12 protein-coding genes are annotated in these 12,853 nt (G+C 71.0%); 4 read left to right on the top strand and 8 right to left on the bottom strand.

Annotation, left to right across the window (positions count from 1 at the left end; genetic code table 11):
• Positions 1-17: 17 nt before the first annotated feature.
• The 4 genes from QMO56_RS00405 to QMO56_RS00420 form a co-directional block, all read right to left on the bottom strand.
• Positions 18-902 carry a F0F1 ATP synthase subunit gamma gene (locus QMO56_RS00405; RefSeq protein WP_283523038.1) on the bottom strand — a complete coding sequence of 295 codons (885 nt, stop codon included), beginning with the start codon at positions 900-902 and terminating at the stop codon, positions 18-20.
• Between the two features lie 21 nt (positions 903-923).
• On the bottom strand, positions 924-2,459 hold the full coding sequence (gene atpA / locus QMO56_RS00410; RefSeq protein ID WP_283523039.1) for a F0F1 ATP synthase subunit alpha: 1,536 nt from the start codon (positions 2,457-2,459) through the stop codon (positions 924-926).
• 1 nt (position 2,460) lies between these two features.
• A complete protein-coding gene (locus QMO56_RS00415; protein ID WP_283523040.1) occupies positions 2,461-3,042 on the bottom strand; it encodes a F0F1 ATP synthase subunit delta in 582 nt (193 codons plus the stop codon).
• A gap of 209 nt (positions 3,043-3,251) precedes the next feature.
• Positions 3,252-5,438 carry a primosomal protein N' gene (locus QMO56_RS00420; RefSeq protein WP_283523041.1) on the bottom strand — a complete coding sequence of 729 codons (2,187 nt, stop codon included), beginning with the start codon at positions 5,436-5,438 and terminating at the stop codon, positions 3,252-3,254.
• Positions 5,439-5,555: 117 nt separating this feature from the next.
• On the opposite strand from QMO56_RS00420, the gene fsa reads away from it, so the two are divergent.
• The 3 genes from fsa to QMO56_RS00435 all read left to right on the top strand — a co-directional run bounded on the left by fsa (position 5,556) and on the right by QMO56_RS00435 (position 7,798).
• Positions 5,556-6,212, top strand: a complete 657-nt coding sequence (gene fsa, locus QMO56_RS00425; RefSeq protein ID WP_283523042.1) for a fructose-6-phosphate aldolase — start codon at positions 5,556-5,558, stop codon at positions 6,210-6,212.
• A gap of 78 nt (positions 6,213-6,290) precedes the next feature.
• The gene (locus QMO56_RS00430; protein ID WP_283523043.1) at positions 6,291-6,890 is read left to right on the top strand and encodes a DUF484 family protein; all 600 of its coding nucleotides are present in this window, start codon (positions 6,291-6,293) and stop codon (positions 6,888-6,890) included.
• The gene (locus tag QMO56_RS00435) at positions 6,887-7,798 is read left to right on the top strand and encodes a tyrosine recombinase XerC (protein WP_283523044.1); all 912 of its coding nucleotides are present in this window, start codon (positions 6,887-6,889) and stop codon (positions 7,796-7,798) included. The genes QMO56_RS00430 and QMO56_RS00435 overlap by 4 nt, the downstream gene beginning before the upstream one ends.
• A gap of 82 nt (positions 7,799-7,880) precedes the next feature.
• On the opposite strand, the gene QMO56_RS00440 is transcribed toward QMO56_RS00435, so the two are convergent.
• The 3 genes from QMO56_RS00440 to lpdA form a co-directional block, all read right to left on the bottom strand.
• Entirely contained in the window at positions 7,881-8,129 is a 249-nt protein-coding gene (locus tag QMO56_RS00440; RefSeq protein ID WP_283523045.1) for a PGPGW domain-containing protein, read from the bottom strand.
• An 83-nt stretch (positions 8,130-8,212) separates the two neighbouring features.
• Complete coding sequence (gene ybaK, locus QMO56_RS00445; RefSeq protein WP_283523046.1) at positions 8,213-8,683, bottom strand: Cys-tRNA(Pro) deacylase; 471 nt, start codon at positions 8,681-8,683, stop codon at positions 8,213-8,215.
• A gap of 102 nt (positions 8,684-8,785) precedes the next feature.
• The gene (gene lpdA, locus QMO56_RS00450) at positions 8,786-10,177 is read right to left on the bottom strand and encodes a dihydrolipoyl dehydrogenase (protein ID WP_283523047.1); all 1,392 of its coding nucleotides are present in this window, start codon (positions 10,175-10,177) and stop codon (positions 8,786-8,788) included.
• A 225-nt stretch (positions 10,178-10,402) separates the two neighbouring features.
• Between lpdA and QMO56_RS00455 the strand changes: the two genes are divergently transcribed.
• The gene (locus QMO56_RS00455) at positions 10,403-11,386 is read left to right on the top strand and encodes a tripartite tricarboxylate transporter substrate binding protein (protein WP_283523048.1); all 984 of its coding nucleotides are present in this window, start codon (positions 10,403-10,405) and stop codon (positions 11,384-11,386) included.
• A gap of 141 nt (positions 11,387-11,527) precedes the next feature.
• Here QMO56_RS00455 and odhB read toward each other — a convergent pair whose 3' ends face one another.
• Positions 11,528-12,805 carry a 2-oxoglutarate dehydrogenase complex dihydrolipoyllysine-residue succinyltransferase gene (gene odhB / locus QMO56_RS00460; protein WP_283523049.1) on the bottom strand — a complete coding sequence of 426 codons (1,278 nt, stop codon included), beginning with the start codon at positions 12,803-12,805 and terminating at the stop codon, positions 11,528-11,530.
• Positions 12,806-12,853: the final 48 nt, after the last annotated feature.

The raw sequence follows: 12,853 nt of genomic DNA on the forward strand, positions 1-12,853 counted from the left end.
GGCTGTGCTCATTCCCCTCAGAGCGCCTCGGCCCCGGAGATGATCTCGATCAGCTCGCGGGTGATGTTCGCCTGACGCGTGCGGTTATAGGTCAGGGTCAGCTTGTTGATCATGTCGCCGGCGTTGCGGGTCGCGTTGTCCATCGCGTTCATCTGCGACCCGAAGAAGCCGGCCGCATTCTCCAGCACCGCGCGGTAGATCTGGATGGCCAGGTTCTTCGGCAGCAGCTGGGCCAGGATGGTGGCTTCGTCCGGCTCGTACTCGTACCAGGTCGCCGCCCCGTTCGCCTCGGCCGAGCCCGCCTGGGGCAGCTCGGCCGGAATCAGCTGCTGGCCCGTCGGCACCTGGCTGATGACGCTGCGGAACTGGTTGTAGATCAGCGTGCAGACGTCGAACTCGCCCGCCTCCAGCATGCCGGTCAGGCGCTGCGCGATCTCGTCCGCCTCCTTGAAGCCGACGCGCCGCTTGCCCTGGAAGGTGATCTCACCGACGAAGCGGGAGGCGAATTCACGCTTCAGGTAGGAGGCGCCCTTGCGGCCGACGGTCATGACCTTGACCGTCTTGCCCTCGGCCTCGAGTTCGCGGATGCGGTTGCGCGCGAAGCGCCCCACATTGGTGTTGAACGGCCCGGCCAGACCGCGGTCGCCGGTGACGACGACCAGCAGATGCACCTGCGTGCGGCCGGTGCCGACCAGCAGCTTCGGCGCATCCGGATCGCCGACGACGGCGGCGCCGAGGGAGGCCAGCATCCGCGCCATGCGCTGGGCATAGGGGCGGGCCGCCTCGGCCTGGGACTGGGCGCGGCGGAGCTTCGCCGCCGCGACCATCTTCATCGCCTGGGTGATCTTCCGGGTGGACTTGACGCTGTTGATGCGCCCCCGGAGTTCCTTGAGGTTGGCCATGCTGCCTTCCCTGGCCCGGCCTCAGCCCGCGAAGGACTTGGCGAAGTCGTCCATGAAGGACACCAGCTTCGCCTCGTTCTCCTTGGTGATCTCCCGCTTCTCGCGGACGCTCGCCAGGATCTCCGGCGCATTGGCCTTCACCGAGGAGAGCAGCTGCCGCTCGAAGGCGCCGACCTTGCCCACCTCGATCTTGTCGAGATAGCCGCGCACGCCGGCAAACAGGGAGATCACCTGCTCCTCGACCGGCACCGGCTGGAACTGCGGCTGCTTCAGCAGCTCGGTCAGCCGCGCGCCGCGCGCCAGCAGGGCCTGGGTGGAGGCGTCGAGGTCGGAGGCGAACTGGGCGAAGGACGCCATCTCGCGGTACTGCGCCAGCTCCAGCTTGATCTTGCCGGCGACCTGCTTCATCGCCTTGATCTGCGCGGCGGAACCGACGCGGGAGACCGAGAGGCCGACGTTCACGGCGGGGCGGATGCCCTTGAAGAAGAGTTCCGTCTCCAGGAAGATCTGCCCGTCCGTGATCGAGATCACGTTGGTCGGAATATAGGCGGAGACGTCACCGGCCTGCGTCTCGATGACCGGGAGCGCGGTCAGCGAGCCGGCGCCGTGGTCGTCGTTCATCTTCGCCGCGCGCTCGAGCAGGCGGGAGTGCAGGTAGAAGACGTCGCCCGGATAGGCCTCGCGGCCCGGCGGACGGCGCAGCAGCAGCGACATCTGGCGATAGGCGACGGCCTGCTTCGACAGATCATCATAGATGATCAGCGCGTGCATGCCGTTGTCGCGGAAGAACTCGCCCATGGCGCAGCCGGCATAGGGCGCCAGGAACTGCATCGGCGCCGGGTCGGAGGCGGTGGCGGCGACGACGATGGAATATTCCATCGCGCCGTTCTCCTCCAGCGTCTTGACCAGCTGGGCGACCGAGGAGCGCTTCTGACCGATGGCGACGTAGATGCAGTAGAGCTTCTTCGCCTCGTCGTCGCCGGCGTTGATCGGCTTCTGGTTGATGATGGTGTCCACCAGCACGGCGGTCTTGCCGGTCTGGCGGTCGCCGATCACCAGCTCGCGCTGGCCGCGGCCGATCGGGATCAGGGCGTCGATCGCCTTGATGCCGGTCTGCATCGGCTCGTGCACGGACTTGCGCGGGATGATGCCCGGGGCCTTCACCTCGACCAGCGCCTGCTTGACGTCGGTCAGCGGGCCCTTGCCGTCGATCGGGTTGCCAAGGCCATCGACCACGCGGCCGAGCAGCCCCTTGCCGACCGGAACCTGCACGATGTCACCCGTGCGGGAGACGGTGTCACCCTCGCGGATGTGGCTGTCGTCACCGAAGATCACGACGCCGACATTGTCGGTCTCGAGGTTCAGCGCCATGCCCTTCAGGCCGGCGGAGGGGAACTCCACCAGCTCGCCGGCCATGACGTTCTGCAGACCATAGACGCGGGCAATGCCGTCGCCCACGGTTAGCACGGTGCCGACCTCGGCAACATTCGCTTCGGCGTCAAAGCCGGCGATCTGCTGCTTCAGGATCTCCGAGATCTCGGCGGGACGGATCTCCATATCAGGCGGCCCCCTTCATGGCGTACTGCAGGCGCTGCAGCTTGGACTTGATCGAGCTGTCGTAGAGGCGCGATCCGAGGCGGACGACCAGCCCACCCAGCAGGGTGGGATCGACGCGCTCGACCAGCTTCACGTTGGAATAGCCGGCCTCGGTGAGGCGCGCAGTGAGCTGCGTGCGCTGCACGTCGGTCAGCCGGTGGGCAGTGGCGACCTCGGCGGTCTGCTGACCGCGCTGCTCGGCGAGCAGCCCGCCAAAGGCGGCGATGACGTCCGGCAGGGTGCCGAGGCGGCGGTTGGCGATCAGCACGCCGACCAGCTTGCGCACGTCGCCGCCGATCTTGATGCGATCGAGCACGGCGAAGGCGCCGCGCTGCTGCGAGGCAGCGTCCAGGCGCGGGTCATGAATGAAGGCGCGGAAGCCCGCATCCTCCGCCACGAGATCCTGCAGGCGATCCAGGTCGCCGGCGATGGCGTCCACTGCCTTCTTTTCCTTCGCCAGTTCCAGCAGGGCCAGCGCATAGCGCTGGGCAAGGCCGGAGGGATGGGTCGTGCTGGGCGAGACGTTGGTCGCTTCGGAGGCCACGGAGGATCCCGTTCTCTGCTATCCCGGCGCCCTGCCGCGCGCCCCGGTCGTCGCCGACCGGGCCGCGCGGCTGGACATCATATGAATGCGGCGGACGGAGCCCGCCGCGGTGCCCGGGCATTAACACAGTGTCTTACAGGGCGGCAACGGGGGGCGGGCGCGATTCCTTACCGTGGTTTCACCGTACCGGCACAATTCGTCGCAAAGCATCAGAGGAATCCGACAGGGTCGACGTCCACCTGCACCTTCACACTGGCCGGCACCGCCACCCGCCCCAGCCACTCGCGCAGAATCGGCTGCACCGCGACGTCCCGCCGGGTCTTGAGCAACAGCCGGCGGCGGTGCCGGCCACGCAGCAGCGCCAGCGGCGCCGGAGCCGGGCCGAGCACCTCCACCCCCTCCCCCTGCGGCGCAGCGAGGCCGAGGTCGCGCGCCGTGCGGTCCGCCTCCCGCTCGTCCTCGGCGCTGACGATCAGCGCGGCGAGCCGGCCGAAGGGCGGCCAGTGGCCGGGCCGGCGCTGCTCCGCCTCGGCGGCCATGAAGCCTTCCAGGTCGCCCGAGACCAGGGCCTGCATGACCGGGTGCTCAGGATTCCAGGACTGCAGCAACACCCGCCCCGGCGCCTCGGCGCGCCCGGCGCGTCCGGCCACCTGGTGCAGCAGTTGCACGGTGCGCTCGGCGGCGCGCAGGTCGCCGCCGGCGAGGCCGAGATCGGCATCCACCACCCCCACCAGCGTCAGATGCGGGAAGTGCCAGCCCTTGGCGACGATCTGCGTGCCGATGATCAGGTCCACCTCCCGCGCGGCGATGGCGCGGGCCGCCTCGGCGGCGGCGGCGGGGCCAGGGATGGTGTCGCTGGCCATCACCAGCAGCCGCGCCTCGGGGAACAGCGCCGCCGCCTCGTCCTGCACCCGCTCCACGCCGGGGCCGAGGGGGGTCAGGCTGGCCTCGGCGCCGCATTCCGGGCAGGTCTCGGGAATCGGCTCGGCATGGCCGCAGTGGTGGCATTGCAGGCGGCGCTGCACCCGGTGCTCCACCAGCCAGGCCGTGCAGTTCGGGCAGCGCATGCGGTGGCCGCAGGCCCGGCAGAGGGTCAGCGGCGCATAGCCGCGCCGGTTGAGGAACAGCATGGCCTGCTGCCCCTCGGCCAGCGTGTCCCGCACCGCCTGCACCAGCGGCGGGCTGAGGAAGCGGCCACGCTCGGGCGGCGCGCGGCGCTGGTCGATGATCTCGACATCAGGCAGTTCCGCCCCGCCATGCCGCACCGGCAGGTGCAGCGCGGCGTAGCGGCCGGTCTCGGCGTTGGTGATGGTCTCCAGGCTGGGCGTGGCGGAGACCAGCACGCAGGAGGCCCCGGCCAGCCGGGCGCGCACCACCGCCATGTCCCGCGCGTTGTAGACGACGCCTTCCTCCTGCTTGAAGGCGGTCTCGTGCTCCTCGTCCACCACGATCAGGCCGAGATCGGGGAAGGGCAGGAACAGCGCCGAGCGGGCGCCGACCAGCACCTGCACCCGCCCCTCCGCCAGCGCCCGCCAGGTGTCGCGCCGGCGGCGGCTGCCAAGTTCCGAGTGCCACAGCGCCGGCGGCACGCCGAAGCGGCGCTCGAAGCGCTCCAGCCACTGTGTCGAGAGGGCGATCTCCGGCAGCAGCACCAGCGCCTGCCGCCCCTGCCGGAGGCACTCCGCCACCGCCTCCAGATAGACCTCCGTCTTGCCCGAGCCGGTGACGCCGGTCAGCAGCGTGACGCCGAAGCGTTTCGCGGCGGCCGCCTCGCGCAGCGCCGCGGCGGCCTCGGCCTGCTCCGGGCCCAACTCAGGGCCGGGGCGTTCCAGGTCGGGCACCGGGAAGCTCTCGCCGGGGGGCAGCAGGGCGGATTCCAGCAACCCGGCATCCGCCATGCCGCGCACCACGCCGGGCGAGACACCCGCCTCGGCGGCCAGCGGCGCGGGCGCATAGACGGTGCCCGGCTCCATCGCATCCAGCACCCGGCGGCGGCTTTCCGTCAGTCGCCCGCCCTCCCCGCGTTGCGCCCGCTGCCCGGCCGCCGAGAGGCGCCAGCCGGCCTTGGCGGCGGGCGGCTCCAGCGCGGCCGGCGCGCTCATCGCCATGCGCAGCACCGCGCCGGGCGGGCTCAGCGTGTAGGCCGCCACCCATTCGACGAAGCGGCGCAGGCTCTCGGTCATCGGCGGCACGTCGAAGACGCCCTCGATGTCCCGCAGCCGCTTCTCCGGCAGGGCGGGGTCCGCCTCGCCGTCCCAGACCACGCCGATGCTGCCGCGGTTGCCCAGCGGCACCGCGACGAAGCTGCCCGGCGGCGGCACCGGCATGCCGGCCGGCACGCGGTAGTCATAGGCGCCGGCCAGCGGCAGGGGCAGCAGCACGCGCAGACGAGCCATGCCCGCCCTCTCCGGTGTTGCAGCCTTTCGTTGGACAACCGCCATCCGCTACAACTGCTCCCCGAACGGAAACCGCCTAGGCGCCTCCGACATGCGCCGCATCACAGGAATCCCATTATGAAGTTCTTCGTCGACACCGCCGAGGTGTCCGAGATCCGGGCACTTGCCGAAATCGGCATGGTCGATGGCGTCACCACCAATCCTTCGCTGATCGCCAAGTCCGGCCGCAAGATGGCCGAGGTCATTGCCGAGATCTGCGAGCTCACGCCGGGCCATGTCTCGGCCGAGGTGACGGCCACCGACTATGAGGGCATGCTGGCCGAGGGCCGCTACCTCCGCGACATCGCGAAGAACGTCGCCGTCAAGGTGCCGCTGACCGAGGCCGGGCTGCGCACCTGCCGCGCGCTTTCCAACGAGGGCACCCCGGTCAACGTGACGCTGTGCTTCTCCGCCACCCAGGCGCTGCTCGCCGCCAAGGCGGGCGCCACCTACATCTCGCCCTTCGTCGGCCGCCTCGACGACCTGGCGCAGGATGGCATGCAGCTCATCGCCGACGTGATGCAGATCTACGGCAACTATCCCCACCTCAAGACCGAGGTGCTGGTGGCTTCCGTCCGCCACCCGCTGCACATGCTGCAGGCGGCCAAGCTCGGCGCCCATGTCGCCACCCTGCCGCCGGCGGTGATCCGCCAGCTCATCAAGCACCCGCTGACCGACCGTGGCCTCGAAGCCTTCCTGGCCGACTGGAAGAAGACCGGCCAGAGCATCCTCTGAGGTCAGCGGGACCAGGCGCGGCATGACGCGGCAGGCGCCCAGGATGGGCGTTCCCGGCCTCCTGGGTGCGGCCGGCGGATGACCGAGGAGGACATCGCGGCCTGGCTGCGGGCGCATCCGGGCTTCCTGGCCTCGCGCCCGGACCTCTACCGCATGCTCACCCCGCCGCGGCGCGTCCATGGCGAGGAGCTGGCCGACCACATGGCGGCCATGCTCTCCGCCGAGCGCGCCGCGACGCGCAGCCTCGCCGAGGCGGCGCGGGAGGGCGACGGCTTCGCCGCCCGCACCCATGACGCCGTGCTGGCGCTGATCGCCAGCCGCGATCCGCTGGAGACGATCAGCCACGAGTGGCCGGCGCTGCTCGGGCTGGAGCACTGCGCCCTGGCCGCCGAGGGCGTGCCCGCGGCGCAGCGCCTGGCGCTGCCGCCGGGCAGCGTGGCGCGGCTGCTGCCCACCGGGCGCGACACCATGGTGCGCGCCTCCCCCACCGAGCTCGCCCTGCTGCATGCCGAGGCGGCGGGGCTGGTCTGCCGCGACGCCCTGGCCCGCGTGCCCCTGGCGGAGGCTCCCGCCCTGCTGGTGCTTGGCGCCCGTCATGCCGCCGCGCTCCCCAGCCGGGGGGCGGCACCGCACCTGCTGTTCCTGGCCCGCGCCGTGGCCACCGCGCTGGAACGATGACCGGGGCCGGGGCGCGCGCGGCCTGGCTGGACTGGCTGGCGCGGGAGCGCCGGGCCAGCCCCCGCACCCTCGCCGCCTATGGCGCCGACCTGGCCGACTTTCTTGGCTTTCTCGCGCGGCATCTGGGCGCCGAGCCGGACCTCGCCGCGCTCGGCGCGCTGCGCCCGGCCGATCTGCGCGCCTTCCTCGCCGAGCGGGCGGTGAAGGATGGCGTCGGCAACGCCACCCGCGCCCGGCAACTGGCCGCGATCCGCGGTTTCCTGCGTTTCCTGGCCAAGCGGCACGGGCTCACCCCTCTGGCGCTGGCCGGGTTGCGCGGCCCCCGGGTGCGCCCCCCTGCCCCGCGCGCCCTCACGCCCGAGCAGGCGCGGGACGTGGCCGCGGAAGCGGGCAGCGTGGAGAACTCCGCCCTGCTGGCCCTGCGCGACACCGCCCTCTTCACCCTGCTCTATGGCTGCGGGCTGCGGATCTCCGAGGCGCTGGACCTCGACGTGGGCGAGGCGCCACGCGCCGGCACCGGGCTGAAGGTGCGCGGCAAGGGCGACAAGGAGCGGATCGTGCCGGTGCTGCCGGCCGTCGAGGCGGCGGTGGCGGCCTATCTGCGCGCGCGGGGCGGGCCGCCGCCAGGGCAGCCGCTGTTCCTCGGCGCACGCGGGGACCGGCTCGATCCGGCGGTGGCGCAACGCGCGCTGCGCAACTACCGGCGCCTCGCCGGGCTGCCGGAAAGCGCCACGCCGCATGCCCTGCGGCACTCCTTCGCCACCCATCTGCTGGGCGCCGGCGGCGACCTGCGGGCGATCCAGGAGCTGCTCGGGCATGCCAGCCTCTCGACCACGCAGCGCTACACCAGCGTGGACGCGGTGAGGCTGCTGGAGACCTGGCGGAAAGCGCATCCGCGCGCGGAGTGACGGAAGGAAAGGCCGGGGGGAAGGAATTCCCCCCGACCCCCCCATCTTTTCTCTATCAGTTTGAGTCACGGGAAGGCGGGGGTTACGCCCTGCCGAGCTTGCGGCGCAGCCAGCGGGAGCTGGTATCGAAACGGGCGGCGGCCTTGGCCTCCAGCTTCTCCAGCCGGCCCATCTGGCCGGGCCAGCGGCGGTCGCACCAGTCCAGGCAGCGCCGTGACCAGCCGTGCTGGTCCCGCAGGACGAAGAGGCCCAGCAGCAGGAAGACCGTGCCGTTCAGGAGCGGCAGGACGATTCCGGCCACGCCGACCGTCAGCAGTGACCAGCCGGCCACCTTGCGTTTCCAGGACGAGCGCTGCAGCTGCATGGATGCTGAGATGGCGCTCCGTCCCGCCATCCTCAAGTGCAGCATCCGGCTCAGGCGACCAGCGGCGCCGCCTTGCCGCCGAGCGCGGCACGCGCCGCCTCCGGCGCCAGCCGGATCTGCAGCCCGCGCTGCCCGCCGTTGACGAAGACATAGGGCTCCAGCGCCGATTCCTCGATGGCCGTGGGCAGTTTCCGCTTCTGGCTGAAGGGGCTGATGCCGCCGACGTGATAGCCGGTGAGGCGCTCGGCCTCCGCGGGGCGCATCATCTGCGCCGACTTGCCGCCGAAGGCCGCGGCCAGCCGCTTCATGCTGACCTCGCGGTCCGCGGGAATGACGACACAGACGGGCTTGCCGTCCACCTCGGCCATCAGCGTCTTGAGCACGCGGTGCGGCGGCTCGCCGATGGCCTCGGCGGCCTGCAACCCGATGCGCTCGGCGTTCGGGTCGTAATCATAGCTGTGCAGGGTGAAGGCGATGCCGGCCTGTTGCAGCGCCTGCGTCGCCCGCGTCGCCTTGGACATGGGGCTCACACTGACGGCGGGGTCCGGGGGGATACGATCCCCCCGGCGGGTGGGTCCAGGGAGGGCGGCGCCCTCCCTGGCCGGTCTTCAGATATGCGGCCTTCAGATGTGCAGTGCGCGCCCGTCCACCGCGAGCGCCGCCTCCTTGACGGACTCGCTGAGGGTCGGGTGGGCGTGGCAGGTCCGCGCCACGTCCTCGGCGCTGGCGCCGAACTCCATGGCGATGGCGACCTCGGCGATCAGCCCGCCCGCGTCCGGCCCCAGGATGTGGCAGCCGAGCACCCGGTCCGTCTCCTTGTCGGCCAGGATCTTCACGAAGCCGTCGGTGTCGCCCATGGCGCGGGCGCGGCCATTGGCGGTGAAGGGGAACTTGCCGACCTTGTAGGCCTGCCCGCGCGCCTTCAGCTCCTCCTCGGTCTCGCCGACGCTGGCCACCTCGGGCCAGGTGTAGACGATGGCGGGGATGACGCCGTAGTTCACATGCCCGGCCTGCCCGGCCAGGATCTCGGCGAGCGCGACGCCCTCATCCTCGGCCTTGTGGGCCAGCATGGCGCCGGCGATCACGTCGCCGATGGCGTAGATGCCCGGCACGTTGGTGGCGTAGTGCCTGTCGGTCTTGACCCGGCCGCGCTCGTCCAGCTCGACGCCCGCCTCGGCCAGCCCCAGCCCCTCGGTATAGGGACGGCGGCCGATGGAAAGCAGCACCACATCCGCCTTCACTTCCTCGGCCGCGCCGCCGGCGGCGGGCTCGACGGTCAGGGTGACGCCGGAGGCATCCTTCTTCGCCGCCGTCACCTTGGACTTCAGCTTGAACTTGATGCCCTGCTTGGTCAGCACGCGCTCGAACTGCCGGGCGATCTCGTTGTCCATGCCCGGCACGATGCGGTCGAGATACTCGATCACCGTGACTTCCGAGCCCAGGCGGCGCCAGACGCTGCCCAGCTCCAGCCCGATCACGCCGCCGCCGATGACCACCATGTGGCCCGGCACCTTTTCCAGCTCCAGCGCGCCGGTGGAGGTGACGACCTGCTTCTCGTCCACCTCGACGCCACGCAGCGGCGTGCTGTCGCTGCCGGTGGCGATGACGATGTTCCTGGTCTCGTAGGTCTGGCCCTCGACCTCGACCTTGCCGGGGGCGGTGATCTTGCCGGCGCCCTTCAGCCAGGTGACCTTGTTCTTCTTGAAGAGGAACTCGACGCCCTTGACGTTGGCGCCGACGACCTCGCCCTTGCGGGCCTGCATCCGCGCCAGGTCGAGCTTCACGCCATCCACGATGATGCCGTGCTCGGCGAACTTGTGGCGGGTCTCCTCGAAGTTCTCGGAGGACTGCAGCAGCGCCTTGGAGGGGATGCAGCCGACATTCAGGCAGGTGCCGCCGAGCGTCGCGCGCTTCTCGACGCAGGCGACCTTCATGCCGAGCTGGGCAGCACGGATGGCGCAGACATAGCCGCCGGGGCCGGCGCCGATGACGATAACGTCGAAGCTCTCGGGCATGGACAAACAACCTGCTCGCAATGGACGGTGCGGCAAACTGGCCCGCCCGGGCGCAGCCGGCAAGGGGGGGCGGGTGCCGGGCAGCCATTCGCGGGGCGGCGCTTCGTCCGGCGACCGGCCTGCCTGGCGGGATGCTTGCAGGTGGCCGCCCCACTCTGCCACCCTCGCGGACAAGGCGGCGCCCCGCCCAAGAGGGCGCCCCGATGCAAGGGAGAACCAACGTCCATGCCGCCTTCCGCGCCCGGCCTGTCCCGGCGTGCTGCGCTGGCCCTGGGCACCGCCACCCTGGCTGCCCCCGCCATCGCCCGCGCCGAGCGCTTCCCCAGCCGCCCGATCCGGCTCATCGTCCCCTGGCCGCCCGGCGGCTCGGCCGATTCCCAGCTCCGCTCGCTGGCCGACCTCGCCACCACGGCGCTCGGCCAGACCGTGCTGGTGGAGAACCGCTCCGGCGCGCGCGGCCTGCTCGGCGCCCAGGCACTGCTGCAGGCGGCGCCCGACGGCTATATGCTCTCGCAGCACCATCTTTCCGTCCTGCGCCACCCCTTCATGACGCAGGCCAGGTCCTGGGACCCGGTGGAGGACTTCACCCCCGTCATCGGCCTGACCGGCTGGCTCTTCGGCGTGGTGGTGCGCAGCGACAGCCCGATCCGTGACTGGGCCGGCTACGTCGCGGCCGCCAGGGCGAAGCCGGGGCGGATGACCTATTCGACCAGCGGCATCGGCACCAGCAACCACATCGCCATGGAGGATCTCTGCGCCCGGCTGGGCATCGAGATGACCCATGTGCCCTTCCGCGGCACCACGGAGGGGGTCACCGCCCTGCTGGGCGGGCAGATCGACAGCATCGCCGACAGTTCCGCCTGGGTGCCGCAGGTGGAGGCCGGCAAGTTCCGCCTGCTCTGCGTCTGGTCCCCGGAGCGGGCGAAGCGCTTCCCGGAGGTGCCGACCCTGCGTGACCTGGGCATCGATCTGGTGGTGACCTCGCCCTACGGCATCGCCGGGCCGAAGGGGATGGACCCGGGCGTGGTGCGGGTGCTGCACGACGCCTTCAAGGCCGCCCTGCTCAGTCCGGAGAACACCGCCATCCGGGAAAAATGGGACATGCCGCTGAGCTACATGGACACCGAAGCCTACCGGGACTTCACGATGCAGCGGGCGGCCTATGAAAAGGCCATGGTGGAGCGGCTGAAGCTCAGCACCGACGGCTGAGCCCGCCTCCGGGGAGGGCGCCGCCCTCCCCGACCCCCTCCCGCCGGGGTGGCCGTGCCACCCCGGACCCCGCCATCCGGAAAGAAGAAAGGGCCAGGACCGCTTCCGGTCCTGGCCCCCGAGCTGCCGCCCCTGGGGCGATCAGATGTCCAGCATCAGCCGGCGCGGGTCCTCGATGCTCTCCTTCACGCGGACCAGGAAGGAGACCGCCTCCTTCCCATCCACGATGCGGTGGTCGTAGGAGAGCGCCAGGTACATCATCGGGCGGATCTCGACCTTGCCGCCGACCACCATCGCCCGCTCCTTGATCGCGTGCATCCCGAGGATGCCGGACTGCGGCGGGTTGAGGATCGGGGTGGACATCATCGAGCCGTAGATGCCGCCATTGGTGATGGTGAAGGAGCCACCCGACAGCTCATCGAGCTTGAGCTGGCCGTCGCGCGCCTTCTTGCCGAAGCCGTTGATGGCCTTCTCGATCTGGGCGAAGGACATCTGATCGGCGTGCTTCACCACCGGCACGACGAGGCCGGACGGGCCGCCCACCGCGATGCCCATATGCACGAAGTTCTTGTAGACGAGGTCGTCGCCGTCGATCTCGGCGTTGACGGCCGGGAACTCCTTCAGGGCGGCGATGCAGGCCTTCACGAAGAAGGACATGAAGCCGAGCTTCACGCCCTGCTTCTTCTCGAAGACGTCCTTGTACTCGCTGCGCAGCGCCATCACCGCGCCCATGTCCACCTCGTTGAAGGTGGTCAGCATGGCGGCGGTGTTCTGCGCCTCCTTCAGCCGGTTGGCGATGGTCTTGCGCAGGCGGGTCATCTTCACCCGCTCCTCGCCGCCCTCCAGCGCGCGCGGCGCCTTGGCCGCGGGCTTCGGCGCCTCGGGCGCCGGGCGGGAGAGGTAGGAGAGCACGTCGCCCTTGCTGATGCGGCCGTCCTTCGCCGTGCCCTGGCCGATCTGCCCGGCGGACAGGTTGTTCTCGGCCATCATCTTGGTGGCGGCCGGCAGCGGCGCCGGAGCGCCGCCCGGACGCGCGACCGGGCCGGTTTCGCGGCGCGGCTCCTCGACCTTCGGCGCCGCCGGAGCGGAACCGGCGGGCGTGCCGGCGGTGGCGCCGGAGGCCGGCGGCGCCGGCGGCTTCTCGGTGCCGGGCTTCTCGGTCGCCTTGGGGGAGACCTTGCCCTCGCCGGCCGAGATGGTGCCGAGCACCGCGCCCGGCTCGACCTCGGCGCCCTCATCGGCGGCGATCGCCTCCAGCACGCCGGCGGCGGGGGCGTTCACCTCCACCGTCACCTTGTCGGTTTCCAGCTCCACCAGCGGTTCGTCGGCGGCAACGGCGTCACCGGCCTTCTTCATCCACTTGGCCACCGTGGCGGTGGACACGCTTTCACCCAGGGTGGGCACCACGATTTCAGTCATTCTGCCGTCGCCTCTTTACCGGTGCGATGCTGAGGAATTCAGGGAAGG

Origin of the sequence: Roseomonas sp. E05 (genome assembly GCF_030063475.1) — a bacterium.
In the GTDB taxonomy this organism is placed as follows: domain Bacteria; phylum Pseudomonadota; class Alphaproteobacteria; order Acetobacterales; family Acetobacteraceae; genus Pseudoroseomonas.